At 54.4% G+C, this 19,937-nt stretch carries 22 protein-coding genes and 1 pseudogene; 19 read left to right on the top strand and 4 right to left on the bottom strand.

The features are described 5' to 3' along the window. Window positions 1-56: 56 nt before the first annotated feature. Complete coding sequence (locus tag ALB80_RS17405; protein WP_050605439.1) at window positions 57-659, top strand: TetR/AcrR family transcriptional regulator; 603 nt, start codon at window positions 57-59, stop codon at window positions 657-659. Between the two features lie 35 nt (window positions 660-694). Here ALB80_RS17405 and ALB80_RS17400 read toward each other — a convergent pair whose 3' ends face one another. Next, window positions 695-2,518 carry a BCCT family transporter gene (locus ALB80_RS17400; RefSeq protein WP_050605369.1) on the bottom strand — a complete coding sequence of 608 codons (1,824 nt, stop codon included), beginning with the start codon at window positions 2,516-2,518 and terminating at the stop codon, window positions 695-697. 403 nt (window positions 2,519-2,921) lie between these two features. On the opposite strand from ALB80_RS17400, the pseudogene ALB80_RS21930 reads away from it, so the two are divergent. Then, window positions 2,922-3,619: pseudogene (locus ALB80_RS21930) on the top strand (IS5 family transposase); the annotation flags it as partial. A 4-nt stretch (window positions 3,620-3,623) separates the two neighbouring features. On the opposite strand, the gene ALB80_RS17390 reads toward ALB80_RS21930, so the two are convergent. Beyond that, window positions 3,624-4,289 carry a GntR family transcriptional regulator gene (locus ALB80_RS17390; protein WP_050605367.1) on the bottom strand — a complete coding sequence of 222 codons (666 nt, stop codon included), beginning with the start codon at window positions 4,287-4,289 and terminating at the stop codon, window positions 3,624-3,626. 41 nt (window positions 4,290-4,330) lie between these two features. Then, window positions 4,331-4,717 carry a YciI family protein gene (locus tag ALB80_RS17385; protein ID WP_050605438.1) on the bottom strand — a complete coding sequence of 129 codons (387 nt, stop codon included), beginning with the start codon at window positions 4,715-4,717 and terminating at the stop codon, window positions 4,331-4,333. Between the two features lie 84 nt (window positions 4,718-4,801). Between ALB80_RS17385 and ALB80_RS17380 the strand changes: the two genes are divergently transcribed. The 10 genes from ALB80_RS17380 to ALB80_RS17335 are packed head-to-tail and all read left to right on the top strand — an operon-like array spanning window position 4,802 to window position 13,013. Further along, a complete protein-coding gene (locus ALB80_RS17380) occupies window positions 4,802-5,686 on the top strand; it encodes a fumarylacetoacetate hydrolase family protein (RefSeq protein WP_050605437.1) in 885 nt (294 codons plus the stop codon). Next, a complete protein-coding gene (locus ALB80_RS17375) occupies window positions 5,683-6,348 on the top strand; it encodes a malonic semialdehyde reductase (protein WP_083445344.1) in 666 nt (221 codons plus the stop codon). The genes ALB80_RS17380 and ALB80_RS17375 overlap by 4 nt, the downstream gene beginning before the upstream one ends. Window positions 6,349-6,366: 18 nt before the next feature. Beyond that, window positions 6,367-6,822: an OsmC family protein gene (locus tag ALB80_RS17370; protein WP_050605366.1), complete on the top strand. Its 456-nt coding sequence runs from the start codon at window positions 6,367-6,369 to the stop codon at window positions 6,820-6,822. A 34-nt stretch (window positions 6,823-6,856) separates the two neighbouring features. After that, window positions 6,857-7,930 (top strand): C4-dicarboxylate TRAP transporter substrate-binding protein, encoded by a 1,074-nt coding sequence (locus tag ALB80_RS17365; protein WP_050605365.1) that lies wholly within the window; start codon window positions 6,857-6,859, stop codon window positions 7,928-7,930. A gap of 30 nt (window positions 7,931-7,960) precedes the next feature. Next, entirely contained in the window at window positions 7,961-8,512 is a 552-nt protein-coding gene (locus ALB80_RS17360; RefSeq protein ID WP_050605364.1) for a TRAP transporter small permease subunit, read from the top strand. Further along, window positions 8,509-9,813: a TRAP transporter large permease gene (locus ALB80_RS17355; protein WP_050605363.1), complete on the top strand. Its 1,305-nt coding sequence runs from the start codon at window positions 8,509-8,511 to the stop codon at window positions 9,811-9,813. The genes ALB80_RS17360 and ALB80_RS17355 overlap by 4 nt, the downstream gene beginning before the upstream one ends. A gap of 10 nt (window positions 9,814-9,823) precedes the next feature. Beyond that, on the top strand, window positions 9,824-10,690 hold the full coding sequence (locus tag ALB80_RS17350) for a dioxygenase (RefSeq protein WP_050605362.1): 867 nt from the start codon (window positions 9,824-9,826) through the stop codon (window positions 10,688-10,690). 21 nt (window positions 10,691-10,711) lie between these two features. After that, window positions 10,712-11,518, top strand: a complete 807-nt coding sequence (locus ALB80_RS17345) for an amidohydrolase (protein ID WP_050605435.1) — start codon at window positions 10,712-10,714, stop codon at window positions 11,516-11,518. After that, a complete protein-coding gene (locus ALB80_RS17340; protein ID WP_050605361.1) occupies window positions 11,515-11,892 on the top strand; it encodes a hypothetical protein in 378 nt (125 codons plus the stop codon). Before ALB80_RS17345 ends, ALB80_RS17340 begins: the two co-directional genes overlap by 4 nt. Further along, window positions 11,889-13,013: a cytochrome-c peroxidase gene (locus tag ALB80_RS17335; RefSeq protein ID WP_050605360.1), complete on the top strand. Its 1,125-nt coding sequence runs from the start codon at window positions 11,889-11,891 to the stop codon at window positions 13,011-13,013. The genes ALB80_RS17340 and ALB80_RS17335 overlap by 4 nt, the downstream gene beginning before the upstream one ends. A 186-nt stretch (window positions 13,014-13,199) precedes the next feature. Here the strand turns inward: ALB80_RS17335 and ALB80_RS17330 are convergent, their stop codons facing one another. Further along, window positions 13,200-13,946: an IclR family transcriptional regulator gene (locus ALB80_RS17330; protein ID WP_050605359.1), complete on the bottom strand. Its 747-nt coding sequence runs from the start codon at window positions 13,944-13,946 to the stop codon at window positions 13,200-13,202. A 215-nt stretch (window positions 13,947-14,161) separates the two neighbouring features. On the opposite strand from ALB80_RS17330, the gene ALB80_RS17325 reads away from it, so the two are divergent. From ALB80_RS17325 to ALB80_RS17295, 7 genes are all read left to right on the top strand, one after another. After that, entirely contained in the window at window positions 14,162-14,998 is an 837-nt protein-coding gene (locus tag ALB80_RS17325; RefSeq protein ID WP_050605358.1) for a cyclase family protein, read from the top strand. Between the two features lie 66 nt (window positions 14,999-15,064). Further along, entirely contained in the window at window positions 15,065-15,409 is a 345-nt protein-coding gene (locus ALB80_RS17320) for a cupin domain-containing protein (protein WP_050605357.1), read from the top strand. Window positions 15,410-15,420: 11 nt separating this feature from the next. Further along, window positions 15,421-16,206 carry an SDR family NAD(P)-dependent oxidoreductase gene (locus ALB80_RS17315; RefSeq protein ID WP_050605356.1) on the top strand — a complete coding sequence of 262 codons (786 nt, stop codon included), beginning with the start codon at window positions 15,421-15,423 and terminating at the stop codon, window positions 16,204-16,206. Next, a complete protein-coding gene (locus ALB80_RS17310; protein WP_216597688.1) occupies window positions 16,207-17,133 on the top strand; it encodes a 3-hydroxyacyl-CoA dehydrogenase family protein in 927 nt (308 codons plus the stop codon). Window positions 17,134-17,176: 43 nt separating this feature from the next. Continuing rightward, the gene (locus tag ALB80_RS17305; protein ID WP_050605355.1) at window positions 17,177-18,457 is read left to right on the top strand and encodes an ABC transporter substrate-binding protein; all 1,281 of its coding nucleotides are present in this window, start codon (window positions 17,177-17,179) and stop codon (window positions 18,455-18,457) included. A 50-nt stretch (window positions 18,458-18,507) separates the two neighbouring features. After that, the gene (locus ALB80_RS17300) at window positions 18,508-19,236 is read left to right on the top strand and encodes an ABC transporter ATP-binding protein (protein WP_050605433.1); all 729 of its coding nucleotides are present in this window, start codon (window positions 18,508-18,510) and stop codon (window positions 19,234-19,236) included. Then, complete coding sequence (locus tag ALB80_RS17295) at window positions 19,229-19,936, top strand: ABC transporter ATP-binding protein (protein WP_050605354.1); 708 nt, start codon at window positions 19,229-19,231, stop codon at window positions 19,934-19,936. The genes ALB80_RS17300 and ALB80_RS17295 overlap by 8 nt, the downstream gene beginning before the upstream one ends. Window position 19,937 lies beyond the last annotated feature (1 nt).

The following is a 19,937-nucleotide window of genomic DNA, read 5'->3' as shown; positions in this document are numbered from 1 at the left end:
ATGACGAGATTACTGTCGAGCCAAATATCCCAACTAATGCCCGGGATCTGAGTAAGTTGCAGAACCGGAAGCAGCTGATCCAAGCGGCTGCGGATGCTATCTATACATTCGGAATTCGGGGGACGACCTCGGCAAGAATCCAGGAACTGTCAGGATTGTCGCGGGGAATGGTGAACCTGCACTTTGGCTCCAAGGAGAACCTTCTTCTTGCGGTAGCAGAGGAGTTGGCGGCGCGCTATGCAGGGCAGTGGAAGGCAATCGCAAACAATCCAGAGTTAGACGCAGCTGAAAAGCTGATTTCTATCATAAAGGCGGACTTCGATCCCTTGGTCCTTAACGCGAGGGACGTTGCGATCTGGTTTTCGTTTCGGGCCGAAGCGCTTTCGAACCCACACATATTTCCATTCATCGACTCACGGGACAAAGGCTTCCGAGCGGTGATCTTGGAGCTGTTGGAGCAATTAAAGAGTGAAGGTGAGTACGAAGACGTCGATGCCAAACTTGCAACAGACGCATTAACTGCAATGCTGGAAGGGCTTTGGACCGATTACCATTTGCATTCAGATACCTTCATTCCCGATGAGGCTTTGAATCTCTGCCTGTTTGTTTTGCGGTCAATGTTTCCGGCGCACTTTAGCACCCAGTCCGCCCATGGTTGAAGATAACTGAAGGACTTGGAACTACCCGTGGGCAATCAAGACCCCGTCGGTGTGTCCGACTGCGCCTCGTGGCTCATTCGACGCAGGTCGTTTATCATTGCTTTGGCCAGAGATACGCACATAAGCAGCAAAACAACGCTGAACGGAAGTGCGCCGATGATCATCGAATTGGTCAAAGCCTCTAACCCACCGCCACCCGCAATCAGCAACGTTCCAATGACAAGCGTCAGCAGGATGCCCCAGATGATGCGATGAAGCAAGCCGGTGTCCTCGGAGCCACCAGACATGATCGTGTTCATCACAAGGATGCCGGAGTCGGCGGATGTAACAAGGAATGTCATTGTTAACAGCACACACATGACGCTCATAACCGTGAGAAAATCGCCCGAGATCATTTCGCCCAACGTGACAAACAGTGTGGATGTTGTCGAAGCGGCAAGGATTGAGCCATTGGCATCCCCATTCAACTCCAAATAGATGGCGGCTCCACCCAGAATGGCCATCCAGGCGAAGCAAACCAAGGATGGGGCAATGACCGCGCCAAGAATAAATTCGCGCACGGTTCGTCCTTTAGAGATTCGCGCCAGAAAAAGACCCACAAAGGGCGAAAACGCGATCCACCAAGCCCAGTAAAAGGTTGTCCATCCAGCTTGCCACTCAAACAAGCGCCCTTGTGTGCCTGCGTCGTAAGCCGCGTCCTTGGTCGCGTCGGAAAGATCGGCGGCATTGGTGCTCAACCCGTCAAGAAATGCCGCTTTCGTTCCCCAGGCATCTGTCACACCTGTGAATAACTCTCCGATGAAAGGTGCTGCCTCTGCCGGTAATACCGACGCATACTCGGCTTCCGATATCGGGCGATAGGCTTGAAAGCTCAACGGAATGAAGTTTTGGATATAGTCGATCAACGCCGCGGCGTATGTTGTCGCGGCAAATGAAAACGAGCCAAAAACAATGAAAACGGCCAGCAAAACCAGAGACAACAAGAGGTTAATGTTCGACAGGTATTTGACGCCGCGCCCTACACCAGAGACGGCAGAGAGTGTCGACATTATCATAACTAGTGCAAGCGCAGCGATGAGCCCAGCGGTCGAAGGCTTCATTGTGGTCGCGGCATCTTCCACAAGCCAATTCGCACCTGTAATCAGAAACGCGCCATCCACCAGTTGAGAAACGCCATATCCGATTGTGACAGCAACGCCGAGTATCGTTGCCACGACCCCAAGTATATCGATCACATGACCGGCAACACCGTTGGAGTATTCGCCAAGTAACGGGGTCAGCGCTGTTCGGATCGTCAGCGGCATGCCGCGGGTAAAGGCGTAGTAGGCAAGGCTTAGACCTGTGACCACGTATATTGCCCAAGCGTGAAAACCGGTGTGCAAGAAAGTATAGCGGTAGGCTCCTTCTATCGCCTCCTCACTTTTGGGCGTGACTTCCCCAGAAACGGTCAATGGATTGGTTTCCCACAGACCAAGCGGTTCAGCAGTTGCATAGACCATGAGGCCCACGCCCAAACCTGCTCCAAACATCATGGAAAACCATGAGAAGTTCGAGAATTCGGGCTTCTCGCCTTCTGCTCCCAGCCTTATTCGCCCGGTTGCAGGAATGAGCGCGACAAGAAAAAGGAAGAGTACAAAAAGACCGACGGACAGGTTGTAGAACGTGTTGAATTCAGACAACAATCCTGACTTCCAAGATCGCAACGTGTCGTTTGCAGATAATGGCCACACCAACGCCCAAAGGACCAGCAGGGATACCGAGAACTTGCTCACCAGCGCAATTGGCAGGCTATATCCTTTGTAAAACCCAGCCCGTTGCGTTTCTATTTTGAGGTCTGTGAAAGGGTCCTCAAGCGTCATGTCTTCCCGGTCTCTCATAGATTTTCTACCTTGCACGCAGCGCTGCCGGTCCTAACCCTCAGCATGAGCACATTCGACGCTTATAACATCCAAAGAATAGACCTGATCTGCAACGATTTTCCGCTGCTATGACTTTGGCCCATAAGATCAGCCAAGTAGTTTCTGCGTGTTTGTAGGTTGGCTGTTGCCCGAAACAATTTGGCGTTTGATTGTCGCAACCTATAAGGCGATGTTGGGACCTGCCTGGAGGAAAATTCGTGAGGCGATGCTTGCAAGCCACAGGTTTTGAGAGGGTCAATTTACCTTGGGTCAGGACCCATTGATTTCCAGCTAGCTGCGTGATTCACGGCCCGAAAACCGAGCAGTGAACATGTCTGATCTTTTTTGAATAAGTGACGCCCAGATGGCGCGTCTGGAACCTTTCTTTCCCAAGTCCCACGGTAAGCCGCGCGTCGATGACAGGCGCGTATTAAGTGGGATCATTCTCATCAATCGCAATGGCTTGCGGTGGCGCGATGCACCCGCTGAATATGGCCCACACAAGACGCTATACAACCGTTGGAAACGCTGGAGCGATAAGGGGATCTTCGCCCGGATGATGGCCTGTTTGGCCGCCGAACACGGTGAGCAGAAAACGGTCATGATCGACGCTACCTATTTGAAGGCACATCGAACAGCGACCAGTTTGGGCGTCAAAAAGGGGGGCGTGGACGCCTGATTGGTCGCACGAAGGGCGGTATGAACACGAAGCTTCATGCCATCTGCGACAGCCAGGGCCGACCGCTCAACCTGTTTATGACCGCCGGTCAGGTCAGCGGTTATATCGGGGCACGGGCGTTGCTGAGCAGCTTGCCGGATGTCGATTGGCTACTCGGCGACCGCGGCTGTGACGCCGATTGGTTCAGAGAAGCGTTGAAAGACAAAGGTATACGCGCTTGCATCCCAGGTCGGAAACAACGGAAGAAGCCGGTGAAGTACGACAAGCGTCGCTACAAACGACGCAACCGGATCGAGATCATGTTTGGCAGACTCAAGGACTGGCGGCGTGTCGCAACCCGATATGACAGATGCCTGAAGGTCTTCCTATCAGCAATCGCGCTGCATTTCATGTCTCCATCTGGCTACTCAGGTACTCACCTGTTCGACGATAGTGATCGATCAAGTGCCGGGTTGCGCTGTCTGCGTCGTGATCTAAGGCAGCGTCCAGAATCTGCTGATGCTCGGCGGTGATATCCCGTTTTTTGTAACTCGAGCCGCCGGCCGCCAGATAGCGGTAGCGAATGTTCAGGTCGTAAAGCTGCGAACAATACCGTAATAGCAACGGCAGTTTCGAGTTGTCCAGCAAAGCCATATGAAACGCTTTGTGAGCATCTTCAAAGTTGTGCGCCCCATTATGGCTGGCCTTTTTCATGTGGTGGTGACGCAATACAAGTCTATCCTCCCATGTGGCATCCGCATTGGCGATGGAGGCGCGCAATGCGGTTTCCTCAAGGTTGCATCGCAGCAGCAGGATTTCCTCGAAGTTACACTTGCTGACCGGCGCAGCTCTAAACCCGCGTTGGTCAATCCGTTCAACCAACATGTCTGATGTCAACAGACTCAGCGCTTCGCGAACCGGACTGGCGCCAGTGTCCAAAAGCCCGCGGAGCTGTTCAATCTTGAGTTTTTGTCCGGGAGGCAATTCGCCTGTCAGGATCATATCGCGCAGCCTTCGATATGCACCGTGAGTGGCTGATGTCTCTTTGCCCTCGGTATCCAGCATGGCGTCCATATCCGACCGTTCCTCTTAGAATTCGCAAACTATGGGTGCTCTTAACTGAGAGCACTCGTTCCAGTCGATAGGCCAACTGAAAGGTTCAGCGAACCTTCGTTTATCATCCAACGGCGAAGGACAAAGCTGCGCGCCCCGCACTTGTGCATGGGGTCGTTCTCGGCCAGCTTGCGGGCAGCCTCAAGGCTGTCGGCGCGATAGATGATCAGGCCCATCCCCTGCATATGTTTACCAGTCTCATCCGACATTGGCCCGGCAAAGGCCAACTTTCCCGATCGTTCCAGTTGCGCCTGATACGCCAAATGATCCTGAAGCGCTGCCTTAACATCTTCCGGTGCTTTGGCCGGCGTGCTGTGAGCAACGTATAGTTCCAAGGCAAGTGCGCCACGGCTTTTCGCTTCTGATTTGTAGTCTGCCCAAGCAACCATGGCCATGCTCCAAAAATATCGATATTATTTGACATATGGCAAAATAGTCGGCAAAAATCAAGCGAACTGACATGGATGGTGAAAATGAAATACCTGGTGGGAGAGACTTCGGAAGGCACTGCGGTTTTCGCTGTGAACGGTGAAAACGCTGTGAATTTAACGGTTTTGGATCCTGCCGTTGGTTCCGATCTGATGGGTTTGATAGCCAAGCCTGAGTTGGTCGACTCGCTGGCTGGCAAAATCGCCGCTGCAGACAGCGTGCCTCTTTCGTCTATCACACCGGCCTTGCCCGTGGCCGCGCCCGGCACAATCATTTGCATGGGGTTGAACTATACGGACCACATCAAGGAAGGCGGATATGACATCCCCGAGTATCCGACGCTGTTCATGCGTGGGAAAAACTCGATCATGGCGGCAGGACAGCCAATGGTGCGGCCTGCCTGTTCTGAGAAACTGGACTATGAAGCCGAGCTTATGCTGATTGTCGGAAAACGAGGTCGCCACATCTCGGAAGAAGACGCGTTGGATTATGTCTTTGGCTACACGGTGTTCAACGATGGATCACTACGGGACTATCAGCGCAAAACCGTTCAATGGACGCCTGGCAAAAACTTTGATGACACAGGCGCCATCGGCCCTTTCACCGTAACGCCGGACGAATTGCCCGAAGGGGCATCTGGTCTGAAGATCGAAAGCCGTGTGGGCGATGAAATTCTTCAAAGCTCGAACACGGCCAACATGATTTGGGGCGTTCGTCAGGTCATTGCGACGATTTCCGAGTACACCACTTTGGAGCCCGGAGACCTGATTGCGCTGGGCACACCCCCGGGGGTCGGCCACGCCAAGAAGCCCAATCCCCGTTGGTTGAAGCCCGGCGAAACCGTCGAGATCGAGATTGAAGGCATCGGTATCTGCGCCAGCCCGATCATCGACGAAAAAGAGGCCAACTCAAAGGTGGCAGCAGCATGAGCGCACCAACCGGGGCAAAGCTGGAGGCACTTCGTGCCAAGGCGCAGCAAGATCATCGCGATCTGCGCGAGCGCATTCCACGCCTGTCGGATGACGCAATCGCCTTGATCCTGCGCGACTCCAGATCGCACTACGCATGGACCGATCAGCCAGTCCCTGACGAACTGCTTGAAGAAATCTATGACATCACGATCAACGGCGCGACCAGCATGAACACCCTTCCAGCGCGCTTTATTTTCGTGAAAAGCGCCGAGGGCAAAGAGCGGCTTGCTAAGTCGTTAAAGCCAAAGAACGTGCCAAAGATGATGGACGCTCCGGTCACGGCGATCATTGCCTATGACTTGGACTTCTGGAAGGAACTGCCCTTCCTTTTCCCGCATGAAGATCGCCGACCTCTGTTCGAGAACAACCCCGACTATGTGGCCGACACTGCATATCGAAACGGCACGCTGCAGGGCGCGTACTTCATGATCGCGGCGCGGGCCGTCGGGTTGGACGTCGGTGCCATGTCAGGCTTCTCGAACAAGATCGTCGACGAAGAGTTCTTTGCGGGTACGACACTCAAGTCCAACTTTCTTTGCAATCTGGGCTACGCGGACGAAACTGGACTGTTCCAAAAGCTGCCGCGCTTTCCGTTCGAAAAAGTTTGCTCTTATGCATAAGGAGGTGATGCCGTGGCCATGAAAGTGAAACCTGTCGTGACTTACCGCACGACAGCTCAATGCCCGACACATGCGCGCACTGAGATCCCAATTCGCGATCTGGATGTGGTTGTCGACGAACCCGTCGAACGGGGCGGAACAAATCTAGGCCCGTCTCCGACCGAAACCGCAATGGCGGCCCTGATCGCCTGTACCAACGTCATCGGGCACAAGAACGCGCACCGGTTGGGTATTGATCTTGGTGCGGTGACAATCGACGCGAAATGCAGGCTGGATCGGCGCGGTGTCTTGATGGAGGAGGAGATCGATGTTCCGTTTCCCGAAATTGAGCTCACCGTAAATTGCGAGACGCCCGCCAGTCAGGAGGAGTTGACACGCGTGGGCGAAGAAACAGCCAAATATTGCGCCATTGCAAAACTGTTTGAAGCGGCAGGCACTGACCTGACCGTCAACTGGGTCAAAACTAACCACTAAAAATAAAAGACCCGACTTTCTGGGAGGAGAGATAATGAAAAACTGGACCAAACGCAGCCTTATAGGAGCTGCTCTGACAGGCGTCATGGCCTTGCCTCTTGCCGCAGAAGAGACCATTTCCGCAGTTGTAATAGACGGCTACCCCGACCGCGCGTTGTGGGTGAAAGAATTCACCAATTTCTTCATTCCGGAAGTGGACAAACGGCTGGCCGAGTCCGGCAGCTATAAGATGAACTGGCAAGAGAATTATGGCGGTTCAATCGTAAAGCCGAAAGGCGTTCTGGAAGGGATCCAGCTGGGCCTTGGCGACATAGGCATCGTCACAACGATCTTCCATTCCTCGAAGTTGCCCAGCCAGGGTATTTCGGGTTCGACGCCATTCGTTGCAACGGACGCGCGCGCCGTGGCCAAGGCCGTGGACGAAATCGCACGAGAATATCCGGCGATGCAAAATGAGTTTGCCGCGCAGAACCAGGTCTATCTGGCAACGGGTGTTGTTCTGGATACCTATCAGATCTTTTGCTCGAAACCGGTTGCTGCAGTCTCGGACCTGGAAGGGCGCAAGATTGCTGGTGCAGGACTCAACCTGCGTTATCTTGAGGGTATCAAAGACGCGGCTGGCGTTCGTGGTGGGCTGACGGACTTTTACAATATGGTCCAAACTGGTCTGGTTGATTGTGCGATGCTCTGGCCCGAAGCCGCCAAGACCTTCAAAATCGCCGAAGTGGCTCCTTACATGCTCAAAGCTGACTTGGGTGCCGTGAACTCCAAGACGATCACTGTGAATTCTGACTATTGGGCAAAGTTGCCAGATGAAGTCAAAGACGTTCTGAAGGCCGTCGCCATCGACTACCGGGATCACGTGGCTGGTATCGCTATGGACCGCGCAGCGGCCTCAAGAGAAGCATATACCGAAGCCGGTGGGACGATTGTCGAAGTTTCGGACGAAGACCGCGCCGCCTGGGCAAACGCCATGCCGAATGTTGCTCAGGAATGGGCGGCCACGCTGAATGAGAACGGCGAACAAGGCGACGCGATTTTGGCCGCCTATCTTGGCAAGCTTCAGGACGCCGGTTTCACCGGAGTACGTGACTGGACGGCCGAATAACCGTCCGGCGATCCGGGAAAGGGGCCTTTCATGCTGAAGACCGCAGTTGCTGGCCTGTCGCGGGTCGCCAATTCACTCGCTATCGCCGCCAATGCTTTGGGTACGCTGGTCGTTCTTGCGTTGGTGGTTGTTCTGAATGTCGACGTCATTGCACGTGGCCTGTTTTCGGCCCCACTGCGAGGCACTTATGAGATGGTGCAGTTCTCGGTCGTGATGATCGTCTTTCTGCAGTTGGCAGACGTGGTCAGGGTGGACCGGCTGACACGCTCGGACGGGTTTCTGAACCTGCTGCACCACCGACGCCCCGGCTTGACGGCCAACCTGAGGCGTATCATCAACGCGATTTCAGCGATCTTCATGGCCCTGATTGCTTATGTGACCTTTCCCGAATTCCTGCACATGTGGGAGACGCAGGACTACTTCGGAGTGCCCGGTCTTTTCACATTGCCCTGGTGGCCGGTCAAACTGGTCATCGCGTGCGGTACTGCGCTTGCCTGCGTGATCTTCCTGCTCAAGGTCGTCACGGCGCAGGACCGCCCGCAACTTATTCGCACCCCTGAACATGACGAGGCCTCAGAATGACGCCGATTGAGATTGGCCTGATCTCGGTCGTTGCCATCGTCTTTTTGATCTACGCAGGCGTCTACATTCCCATTGCTCTGGGTGTCGTCTCGTTTGTGTCGATCTGGCTGATGCGGGACAATTTCACCCTTGCGCTCAACCTGCTGAAAGTGGCGGTCGGCGATAGTGCGATGGAGTACAGTTTCGCGACTATCCCGCTGTTTACGTTTATGGGCCTCATCGTTTCAAAGGCCGGGTTAGGCAAGGACATCTACGAAGTCATGACCATGCGGTTTCGCAAGGTCAAAGGCGGGATTGGAATGGCCACGGTCGGGGCCAACGCCGTCTTTGCCGCAGTTACCGGATCATCAATTGCGTCAGCATCGGTGTTCACCAAAGTCTCGGTGCCGCAGATGATGGCGCAGGATTATAACCCACGCTTTGCTGTTGGCGTGGTGGCCGGGTCATCAGTGCTAGGCATGATTATCCCGCCTTCCGCGATGCTGATCATCTATTCCTTTGTCGCCGAACAATCCGTAGGAGACATGTTCCTTGCCGGGGTCATTCCCGGGATCATGTTGGCGGTCGCCTATGTTGGCGCGATCTGGGCCATGGGCCGATTCACACCGGCGTTCGTCGGTGGCCGCATCGTGGCAGATACCGAATGGATGTCCGGGCGCGAGATTGCGTCCAAAACGCTACCAACTCTGTGCATCATCACTATCGTTCTTGGCGGGATCTACACCGGCTGGCTTACTGCGGTCGAGGCAGGAGCAGCCGGGGCATTTGTCGCTTTGATCATCGCTGTCCTACGCAGGTCCATGTCCCCAAAAGCGTTCTGGGACGCGTTGCTGGAAACCGGTCATATCACAGCGGCTATCCTGTTCCTGATCACAGCGGCGTCAATCTACAGCCGCATGTTGGGACTGGCCGGGTTGCCTAACCAATTGCAGGATATGCTTGCAGGGAATTCCGCATCCTTCTGGTCAATCATGCTGCTCTATGTGCTGTTGATGCTGTTTCTCGGAACATTGCTCGACACGGCATCGATCATTCTGATCGTTGTCCCGTTGTTCCTGCCTATGGCCGAAGCGCTGGATATGTCGCTGATCTGGTTTGGGATCATCACCGTGGTCGGAGCCGAAATCGGGCTTTTGACTCCGCCTTTAGGCATATCATGCTTTGTTATCAAATCGACGATCAACGACGACCGCATCTCGTTGAAGGACGTGTTTATGGGCGCGCTGCCCTTCGCCTTTGTGATGCTAATCGTTCTGTTCATTCTGATCCAGTTCCCGATCCTCAGCCTTGCCCTGATTTAAGGAGGCCAAGATGCGCTCTGTCACCAAAGACAACATCACCGACGTGTTCATGGGGTACCTGTCGAAGGACACCGATCCGCGGATGCGTGAAATCATGGGGTCTCTGGTCAGGCATCTCCACGATTTCGCCCGAGAAACCAACCTGACGCATGACGAATGGCGCACGGGAATTGCATTCTTAGAAGGTTGTGCTGCTGTGGAAACCGAGGACAGGCATGAATTCGTGCTGGCCTCGGACGTATTGGGCCTGTCATCGCTGGTGGACATGCTGCATTCAAGTCCGGACGCAACAAGCTCATCTGTTCTTGGGCCTTTTCACGTCTCTGGCGCCCCCCCACTGCCAATTGGCGGCGATATGAAGCGCCATTACGGAGGGCCGGTTCTGCTTGCAGAAGGCGTTATCCGGGATACCGAGGGTAATCCGATTGCTGGCGCTGAACTCGACATCTGGCAAACTGCGCCAAACGGAATGTACGCGAGTCAGGATGAAGAACAGGACACCTATTCTTTTCATGGTCTGATGACCACCGGGGAGGATGGTAAATACGCCTTCACAACCGTCAAACCAGTCGAGTATACGGTGCCGTCAGATGGACCTGTTGGGGGCATCCTGCGCGCCTGCGGTCGTCATCCCTGGCGACCGTCGCACCTGCATTATATCGTCAAGGCACCCGGCCATAGATCTTTGGTGACCGAGATCTTTCCGGACGACGATCCATACCTGGATCAGGATACAGTGTTTGGCGTTCGGGATGACCTGGTGATGACGTATGTTGAACGACCAGCTTCAGAATTTCCCGATAACATGGAACTTTCTGGTAAGATCACCGAACCTTTCTTGTACGTGAACTTCGATGTGAAGCTTGCCAGAGTCTGAATTCTGCTGAGGATGCTTAAGGTGCTGAAACACACTTTCCTTTTAGGTGCAGCGCTGTTCTGCGGTACGGCATTCGCAGAAGAGCGACCGATCTTCGATGCACATATCCACTACAGCCATGATGCCGTAAAACTGGTGCCACCCGAACAAGTGGCCAAAATTCTCCGGGACGCGGGCGTTCGGAAAGCGCTCGTTTCCAGTTCGGACGACAATGGTACGCAACTGCTGTTGGCCGCAGCGCCGGACATCGTTGTTCCAGCGCTTCGCCCTTATCGTCGTCGCGGTGAAATCAACACCTGGATGCACGATGAAACGGTCATCGACTATCTGGAAGCAAACCTGGCCAAGAACGACTACGAAGCCATCGGCGAATTTCATGCCTATGGGGACGATATCAAAACGCCAGTTGTCCAGCGCATGATTGCGATGGCAAAAGAACAGAACCTAATTCTTCACCACCACGGCGATCGCGAGGCAGTTGATTTGATCTTCGAAACCTGGCCAGAGGCACGGGTATTGTGGGCCCATTCTGGCTTTGACGACCCAGCCAGTGTGGTCGATGCCTTAGACGCCTACCCCAGGCTATGGGCCGATCTGGCGTTTCGTTCGGATATGGTTTCGCGAAGCCGCGTCGACCCAGATTGGAAGGCAGCGTTCGAAGCGCACCCCGATCGTTTCATGGTTGGTACAGATACGTTTGCACCGGAGCGTTGGTACTACGTAGGCCCTCATGCGGACTTTTCGCGTGAATGGCTGGATTTGCTTCCGGATCAGATCGCTGACAACATCGCTTTTGCCAACGCAGAGCGTCTACTGGCGTCAGAATGATCCGCTGGGTTTTAGTGTTTTTTGCATCATCTGGCGCGGCTGTTGCTTGTGAAGCAGAGGGACAACGCATGGGATCGGAAACACAAAACGCACCCGCGGTGCATGTGGCTGCCGCTGCAATTCCCTTAGCCCAACCGTTTTCCATTTTGGTTACAATTTGCGGTGAAACTGCCGTCAGTGAGGTGCGTGTCGACGCGATCATGCCCGCTCACCAACACGGGTTGAACTACGCTCCAAAGGTCACTGCAATAAGCGACAGACTGTTCCGTGTGGATGATATGCTTTTCCACATGCCGGGCTTGTGGGAGCTGCAGGTGAACGTCGATTTCAACGGGCGATCGGTGTCCTATACGTCTGAAATTGCGCTAAAATGAAGCTGTGGGTGACAGCTGCGTCAATAGTCCTGACGGGTGCGGTGCGCGCCGAAGTCCTTTTATCTGAAGACGAAATTCAAAAAACGCTGTCCTTCGGGCCGTGGCCTCCGATTGTTCAATCGGATCCAAGCAACAGGGTTTCACGTGATTCAAGAGCGATTACGCTCGGCGCGGCCTTGTTCAACGATCCGGTATTGTCAGTCGACGGCGCATTTTCTTGCGCGAGTTGTCATGATCCTGAACAGGCATTTGCGACTTCCGAGGCGCAGGCGCTTGGCCGCGTCCTGTTAGATCGAAACACACCGTCACTTCGAAACCTTGCCGGTCTCCGCTGGTACGGATGGGGCGGCAAGAGCGACAACCTTTGGGCAGCCAGCTTGCATCCGATCATCGAAGAACAGGAGTTGGCGCATAGTAAAGAAAGCCTAAAAACGGCCATTTCTGAGAGTTCATATGTCAGTGATTATGAAACTATTTTTGGCAGTATCCAGGTTCAAGAACCAGAATTGGTGTTGGTGAATACTGCCAAAACTATATCGGCTTACCTGGAAACGTTGGGGACCGAGCGGACACAATTTGACGATTTCAGGGATGCATTGGAACGCCGAGATTTAGCGGCGGCTGCGAACTATCCCGCAGCTGCCCAGCGAGGTCTTCAGCTCTTTTTGGGACGCGGAAATTGTGTGCTTTGCCACAACGGTCCGAGGTTTTCTAACAATGAATTCCACGATGCTGGCGTTCCATATTTTCTGAACGAAACCGAAGTCGACGAAGGGCGGTTCGGTGGATTGAACTTCTTACTTTCGAGCGCGTACACATTAGACGGCGACTGGAGCGATGATCCGGATAAGAAAGGTGCATGGGCGGTTCGCAGTGTACGCAGGAGCCACTCCGATTTTGGGACTTTTCGTACGCCGAGCCTGCGGGGCGTGGCCGAAACCGCGCCTTACATGCATGACGGCAGCCTGATCGACTTGGATGCGGTGATCAGGCACTACAGCAAAATTGATGCAGAAAGGTTGCACGCCGACGGTGAAGCCATTCTCTCGGCGTTGAATTTGTCTGAGCGCGAGATTGCAGACTTAGTCGCATTTTTGGCGACACTGTCCAAGGTGCCTTAATACAGCTCTTGTGTTTACGGCTTGGGAATGGGCTAACTGGCTGGCAGCCTTGGCGACCGTTTGAGGTCTTGGAGTCTGTGCTTCATCTCACTAAGAAATACTACTCCCGAGGCTATTCCGATCATCGTGAACGTTTAAGCCAGCTGGGGTGCACGGCTTCGTTGAACCCAGATCTCGCTTTTTAGGTCACTGAAAAGTTTGATGGATATTGGCGGCTGTCTCACGCAGCGCTTGTTCAATTGTTGCTTTTTGTCTTGAAAACCGGGTCGTTGGAACCGGAATGGAGATTGCGTGCAAATCTCCAACCCAATCGACGAAGGAAAAACCTATTGCCGACACGCCGGCGGAATGTTCGTCCAAATCATAAGCTAGACCCTGTTCTCGGATAACAGCCAGCTCGGACAAGAACTCATCTAAGTTCCTCTGGATACCATTCCTGTTCCATTCGTTTCGAATTAGCTTGATCGCATCCTCTTTACTGAGTTGGGCAAGACACGCTTTTCCATTCGCCGTGGTGGTCAACGGAAAAACTTCCCCCACTTGCGAGACGGTTGTCAAACGGTACACGCCGGGAACCTGATCTAGAAAAACCATACCGATGCCACGCATGACTGCGAGGTCTGTTGTTTCTCCGGTCTTCTGGGTCAGTTCCGTTAATAGAAGCCGGCAGTGTTCTACAATATTGTAGTTGGCTGCGCCTGCGAGGACGCTCAGTTCAGGGCCTAGCCGCAATCCGCTTCCATTCGCGTCGGCAATAACCAATTTTTCTTCTGCAAGGGCGCTTGTGATTCTCTGTACCGTAGAGCGGGGCAGATCAACGCGGTCGGCGATTTTCCCCAAGCTCATTCCAGATTGGCTTTCCTTCAGAACACGCAGAATCGAAGCCGCTCGTGAAATAACCTGAATTCCACCTTTTTCATTTTTATCAGACACTTAATCTGTCCTCACACTTCTTCCTGCCACCGCATGCCGGTATTGAGTATTCAAGCACAATGTATCGCAATGCGGTGCAAGTCAACCGTAATGTGAGTTTCTTGTTGACCGCATTGTGGTGCGTATGCATCATGATACGGGACAGGTGGGGAGGCCACCCAAACAATCCAAATCGACCAACGCCGCTTCGTCGGCGAACAGAGGAGATATGCCCAATGGTTGAAATCCGCGGCATCGAGTTCCAGGGCAACACCGAAAATGACATGGGGTTGGAGTTCTACAACCTTAGCCACAGATACGGGTTTCAGTGTCCGAATTGGCCCTATTTCAAAGACGTTCAGATCGACCGGAAACACTACATGGCCAAGTCGGGCGTCTTGTCGCAGACGATTACCACGACCATGCACGTGACAACGCATATCGATGCACCAGCGCACGTGGTTCAGGGAACGCCCTTCATCGACGAAGTGCCGCTGCCGCATTTCTTCGGTTCGGGATTGGTCGTCTCGGTTCCCAAAAAGAAGTGGGAGCAAATCACAGGAGATGATCTGGAAAAGGCCTGCGGGCACGCCATCCGAAAAGGCGATGTTCTGATCATTAACACAGGTTGGCACAAGCAGTACGAAGATGGTGACTACTTCGCCTACTGCCCGGGTCTTGTTCCTTCAGCCGCTGAGTGGATGATCGAAAAAGGCGTGAAAGTCGTCGGTCACGACACTCAGGCAAATGATCACCCGCTGGCTACGGCCATTGGTCCACAACGTAACGGTCCGATCCTGCCGCACCTTGAAAAAGAGTACCTTGAATGGTCGGGCGGAACCCCATGGGAGGTTGATTTCCCCGAATGGGAGCCGGTGCATAACATGCTGTTCTCAAGAGGTATACTCGGCATCGAAAATGTCGGCGGCGATCTTGATGCGGTTACCGGCAAGCGGTGCACCTTCGCGTTCTTCCCATGGAACTGGGACCGTGGTGATGGCTGCATCATCCGCCTGGTCGCGATGATCGACAAGAACCAGTCTTACCGCATCGAGGCTGGCGAAGAATTCTAAACACTCGCGGACCGGTCGCTGGTTCGCTGGCGACCGCCAATTCCATAATCCTGAGCGGAGACGAACATGCATCTAAAGCGGTTTCAAGATGCCCGGCCCTACGAAGCACCGAACCACTTTGGATGTCACGGGCTTCGATTGCAGGGGTTCGAGGAGGGCGGGCCAAAAAATCAGTGGATCGGCTTCAGCCAGTTCCTGCCTGGGGGCGGGGCGGGGCCGGACTCTACGCCGTTCGAGAAGGTCTACGTGGTTTTAGAAGGCGAGATGACCGTCATCGTTGGCGGCGCCGAAACTACTCTTGGCCCCATGGACAGCTGCACGATCGCAACGGGCGAAGTGCGAAAAATTGAAAACCGCGCAAACCACATCTGCAAAATGCTCGTGGTCATTCCGTATCCGCCAGAAAGCTGAGGGCTATAAGAATGTCTGATCCACTCAAGATGTTTGACGTTAAGGGAAACGTCGCGCTGATCACAGGAGCCTCGGGCGCTTTCGGGATGGTGGCTGCGCGTGTTCTGGCCGGGGCAGGTTGCGACCTGGTTCTGGCTGCGGGCAATCAAGATGCGCTTGATGAGATTGCTAATGAATGCCAGGCGATTGGTGCAACCGTCGTCACCGTAAATACCCGTCCTGCTGACGAAGCATCATGTGATGCTTTGGTAGACGAAGCCGTCAACAACTTTGGAAAGCTCGACATTCTCGTTGTCGCGTCCGGTATGAACAAGGTTGCGCCGATCAACGAAATGGCACCCGAAACTTTTGACGCGGTAATGGATGCCAATGTAAACCAAAGCTGGTTGATGGCCCGCGCAGCAGCGGCACAGATGAAAGCCAGCGAATACGGCAAGATCATCTTTGTCAGTTCAGCTCGCAGTATCCTTGGCCATCCGGCCGGTTACACGGCGTATTGCGCGTCAAAGGCCGCAGTAAACGGGATCACCAAGGCCTTGGGGTGTGAGCTGGGGCCGACGGGAATAACCGTCAACGCCATCGCACCCACGGTCTTCCGTTCGCCGCTGACGGCTTGGATGTTTGAAGACACCGACCAGGCCAAAGCGGTGCGCGATGGTTTCCTTACCCGTGTCCCGAAGGGTCGGTTGGGCGAGCCTGAAGACCTTGCTGGCCCCCTGTTATTCCTCGCGTCACGCGCATCTGATTTTTACACCGGGCATATCCTTCATGCCGACGGTGGATATACGGCGGGTTAAATGATGGTGCGCAAGAAGCAGCAGATGGCAGTGATTGGCGCGGGCCTGATGGGTCATGGCATTGCCCTGACTTTGGCAAGAGCAGGCCAGTACGTCGCTATCACGGACCCCATAAGAGAAGCTCGGGATACAGTGTCTGAGCGCATTCGCGCCAGTATGGCGGCGATGGGGGATGACGAGGTTACAATCACTAAAACCCTCAAGATGATTGAGATCTTTGCGACAACGGAAGGTGCGGTTCGAAATGCTGACGCCGTGTTCGAAGCCGCGCCGGAAAAACTGAATCTCAAGCGTGCGATTTTTACTGAGATCGAAAAGCACGCCTCAGAGACCTGCATTCTCGCGTCCAATACATCCGTCATGCCGATCACTCAGATCATGTCTGGATTACGGCTAAAAAACCGGGCACTCGGAACGCATTGGTGGAACCCACCGCACATGATCCCACTGGTCGAAGTCATCAAGACCGAGTGGACAGAACCAGTGATAGCGCAGACGATGATCGATCTGTTGAAGGACGCTGGTAAAACACCGGTGATGGTCGAAAAGGATGTGCCCGGCTTTATCGGCAATCGTCTTCAGCACGCCTTGTGGCGCGAAGCTGTCAGTCTGGTCGAAAACGGTATCTGCGACGCGGAAGCAGTCGATACGGTAATCAAATCCAGCTTTGGACGCCGACTAGCAGTACTCGGGCCGCTGGAGAACGCTGACCTTGTTGGAACTGACCTGACGCTCGATATCCACGAAAACGTATTGCACGATCTTGAGGCGCAGAAGGGACCTTCATCCTATCTCAAGTCGCTTGTTGATGCGGGCAAGCTGGGTATGAAATCCGGCGAGGGGTTCAGGAAATGGGCTGAGGGCGAGGCAGACCAAGTTCGCCAGCGCGTCGCGAACCATCTGAAAAATCTCGAGAAGACTTTGTAAGATCAATCAAACACTGGCGGGAGGCCGGTGAAGGGAGGACGCAATGACAAGGACTTTCAAAACGGCCACAAGGCGCAGTTTCATAGCTGGGGCCACGGCGGCGTTTGCCGCTCCGGCCATCCTTCGGGCGACGCGCGCCTATGCCGCAAACCCGACACTGCGGATTGGCAATGTCAGCCCGCGTACTGGGCCTTTGGCGGGTTTTGCCGAAGCTGATGAATATGTGCTTCAAGCCATTCAGCAGGTCTTTTCGGCGGGGTTGGACAACAACGGCAAGACCTGGAATGTCGAGATCATCTCAAAAGACAGCCAGTCCAACCCGAACCGCGCAGCAGAGGTCGCCGCCGATCTGATCCTGGGGGATGAGGTCGATATCATCGTGGCGGCATCCACGCCGGACACGGTGAACCCCGTTGCTGATCAGGCCGAGATCAATGAAGTTCCCTGCATCACCACCGACTGCCCCTGGCAGCCATACTTCTTTGGGCGCAACGGTGTTCCAGGGGAGGGATTTGAAAACACTTATCATTTCTTCTGGGGTCTTGAGGATGTGATCGCAGCGTTCCTCGATATGTGGGACAAGACTGGCGTGACCAAGAATGTGGGCGGTCTTTTCCCCAACGATGCGGACGGCAACGCTTGGGGTGATCAGGAGCTGGGTCTGCCCAAGCCGCTGGCAGCCGCCGGTTACACACTCACCGATCCCGGCCGCTATCAGCCGTTGTCCGACGACTTCTCAAACCAGATCGCAGCGTTCAAAGCAGCTGGTTGTGAAATTGTCACCGGCAACATGATCCCACCGGATTTCGCGACATTCTGGAGCCAGGCGGCCCAGCAAGGGTTTAACCCGAAGGTCGTCACAATTGGTAAGGCGCTGCTGTTCCCGTCCGTTATTGAATCGTTGGGTGACCGCGGCGATGGATTGTCGACCGAGGTCTGGTGGTCTCCGCACCATCCATTCTCGTCTTCGCTGACAGGCACCACTTCGAAGGAACTGGCAGAAGGGTATACGGCAGAGTCAGGTCGTCCGTGGACCCAACCGCTTGGTTTCAAACATGCTCTGTTCGAGGTCGTCGCTGATGTCATCAAAAGAGCTGATGATCTGGAAGACCCGTCTTCGATCATTTCGGCGATCACGTCCACGAACCTGAACACAATCGTCGGGCCGGTGAACTGGGGTGATGGACCGATGAATAACGTCACCAAAACACCGCTGGTTGGCGGTCAATGGCAGAAGTCCGGAGGCGCGTACGAATTGCAGATTGTTGCAAACAGCACCGCGCCCGAAGTTCCGATAACGGCAGACATGAAATTGCTGGGCTGACCAGACATTCGGTGCCGATCACGGCGCCGAACCTTCCATCCGAGAAAAGCATGACAACGATCCTGAAACTCCAAGATCTGAGCAAGGCATTTGGCGCAGTCACGGTCGCCGATACGCTAAGCTATCAGGTCCAACATGGTGAGGCGCTGGGGGTGATTGGCCCCAATGGCGCTGGCAAGACCTCGATGTTCAACCTGATCACAGGGACGCTGAAACCAAACTCTGGACGTATCGAGTTTGATGGGCAGAACGTCACCAAGTGGAGCGCGGCAAAACGCAGCCATGCAGGGATTGCACGTTCGTTTCAGGTTCCGCAGCCGTTTTCGGGAATGACTGTTTTCGAAAACGCAATGATAGCTGCAACACAGTCGGCTGGGCTGCATGGGCACCAAGCTGAACGATTTTGCCTGGAAATTCTGGACCAAACGGAACTGCTGCCAAAGGCAAACGTACTTGCAGGCAGCCTGACATTGCTGGAACGAAAACGTTTGGAACTAACGCGCGCGCTATGTGCCAAGCCCAGATTGCTGTTGTTGGACGAAATCGCCGGTGGCCTGACGGAAGCCGAGTGCAAATCTCTGGTTCAAACCATCAAGGACATCCACGCGTCCGGCGTCACCATCATCTGGATCGAACATGTCGTGCACGCCCTGCTGGCCGTTGTGGACCGCCTGATCGTTATCGACTTCGGAAAGAAGATCGCCGAGGGCGAGCCACAGGCAATCATGGAAAGCGCCGAAGTCAAAGAAATCTACCTGGGGATCGAAGCCGATGCCTGATCCAATTCTGCAGACACGCGGCCTGAACTCCCACTACGGCGACTTTCAAGCGCTCTACGACGTCGAACTGGACGTTGGCGAAGGTGAAGTTCTTGCAATTATTGGTGCCAACGGTGCAGGCAAGACGACCCTGATGCGGTCTATCACCGGATTGATGACGAACGGACCGGGGCAGATCCACTACCGGGGTCAGGATATCAGCCGTCTACGCGCGGACGAGGTTGCGGAACTTGGCCTGGCGATGGTGCCAGAGGGTCGGCAACTGTTCCCTTCCTTGTCAGTCAAAGAAAACCTTATGATCGGTGCCCAAGTTGGCCGCACAGGCCCTTGGGATATGCAAGCCGTCTATGATCTGTTTCCGATTCTTGAAGAGCGGAAAGATCAGGCCTCTACGTCGCTGTCAGGTGGTCAACAGCAGATGGTTGCCATCGGGCGCGCACTGATGGCGAACCCCGACCTGATCCTCTTTGATGAAATCAGCCTAGGACTAGCGCCGATAATTATCAAAGACATCTACGAGGCGCTGCCCGGCATCATAGGCGAGGGCATGAGCGCGATCATCGTCGAACAAGACATCACCAAGGCACTGTCGGTCTCGAGCCGGGTCTACTGCCTGCAAGAGGGCCGCGTTTCGCTTGAAAGCGCGTCTGACACCGTTTCGCGCGAGGATATCTCGCGCGCGTATTTCGGGATCGAATGAA

The organism is Ruegeria sp. 6PALISEP08, from assembly GCF_001238295.1.
Taxonomy (GTDB): Bacteria; Pseudomonadota; Alphaproteobacteria; order Rhodobacterales; family Rhodobacteraceae; genus Ruegeria.
Note: the sequence above shows the minus strand (reverse complement) of the source record. Positions and strands in the feature narration are given on the sequence as shown.

Coding starts and splice junctions, on each gene's coding strand:
- ALB80_RS17400 (WP_050605369.1), bottom strand. CDS start 2,518: ATGACGCTTGAGGACCCTTTCACAGACCTCAAAATAGAAACGCAACGG.
- ALB80_RS17390 (WP_050605367.1), bottom strand. CDS start 4,289: ATGGACGCCATGCTGGATACCGAGGGCAAAGAGACATCAGCCACTCAC.
- ALB80_RS17385 (WP_050605438.1), bottom strand. CDS start 4,717: ATGGTTGCTTGGGCAGACTACAAATCAGAAGCGAAAAGCCGTGGCGCA.
- ALB80_RS17380 (WP_050605437.1), top strand. CDS start 4,802: ATGAAATACCTGGTGGGAGAGACTTCGGAAGGCACTGCGGTTTTCGCT.
- ALB80_RS17375 (WP_083445344.1), top strand. CDS start 5,683: ATGAGCGCACCAACCGGGGCAAAGCTGGAGGCACTTCGTGCCAAGGCG.
- ALB80_RS17370 (WP_050605366.1), top strand. CDS start 6,367: ATGAAAGTGAAACCTGTCGTGACTTACCGCACGACAGCTCAATGCCCG.
- ALB80_RS17365 (WP_050605365.1), top strand. CDS start 6,857: ATGAAAAACTGGACCAAACGCAGCCTTATAGGAGCTGCTCTGACAGGC.
- ALB80_RS17360 (WP_050605364.1), top strand. CDS start 7,961: ATGCTGAAGACCGCAGTTGCTGGCCTGTCGCGGGTCGCCAATTCACTC.
- ALB80_RS17355 (WP_050605363.1), top strand. CDS start 8,509: ATGACGCCGATTGAGATTGGCCTGATCTCGGTCGTTGCCATCGTCTTT.
- ALB80_RS17350 (WP_050605362.1), top strand. CDS start 9,824: ATGCGCTCTGTCACCAAAGACAACATCACCGACGTGTTCATGGGGTAC.
- ALB80_RS17340 (WP_050605361.1), top strand. CDS start 11,515: ATGATCCGCTGGGTTTTAGTGTTTTTTGCATCATCTGGCGCGGCTGTT.
- ALB80_RS17335 (WP_050605360.1), top strand. CDS start 11,889: ATGAAGCTGTGGGTGACAGCTGCGTCAATAGTCCTGACGGGTGCGGTG.
- ALB80_RS17325 (WP_050605358.1), top strand. CDS start 14,162: ATGGTTGAAATCCGCGGCATCGAGTTCCAGGGCAACACCGAAAATGAC.
- ALB80_RS17320 (WP_050605357.1), top strand. CDS start 15,065: ATGCATCTAAAGCGGTTTCAAGATGCCCGGCCCTACGAAGCACCGAAC.
- ALB80_RS17315 (WP_050605356.1), top strand. CDS start 15,421: ATGTCTGATCCACTCAAGATGTTTGACGTTAAGGGAAACGTCGCGCTG.
- ALB80_RS17310 (WP_216597688.1), top strand. CDS start 16,207: ATGATGGTGCGCAAGAAGCAGCAGATGGCAGTGATTGGCGCGGGCCTG.
- ALB80_RS17305 (WP_050605355.1), top strand. CDS start 17,177: ATGACAAGGACTTTCAAAACGGCCACAAGGCGCAGTTTCATAGCTGGG.
- ALB80_RS17300 (WP_050605433.1), top strand. CDS start 18,508: ATGACAACGATCCTGAAACTCCAAGATCTGAGCAAGGCATTTGGCGCA.
- ALB80_RS17295 (WP_050605354.1), top strand. CDS start 19,229: ATGCCTGATCCAATTCTGCAGACACGCGGCCTGAACTCCCACTACGGC.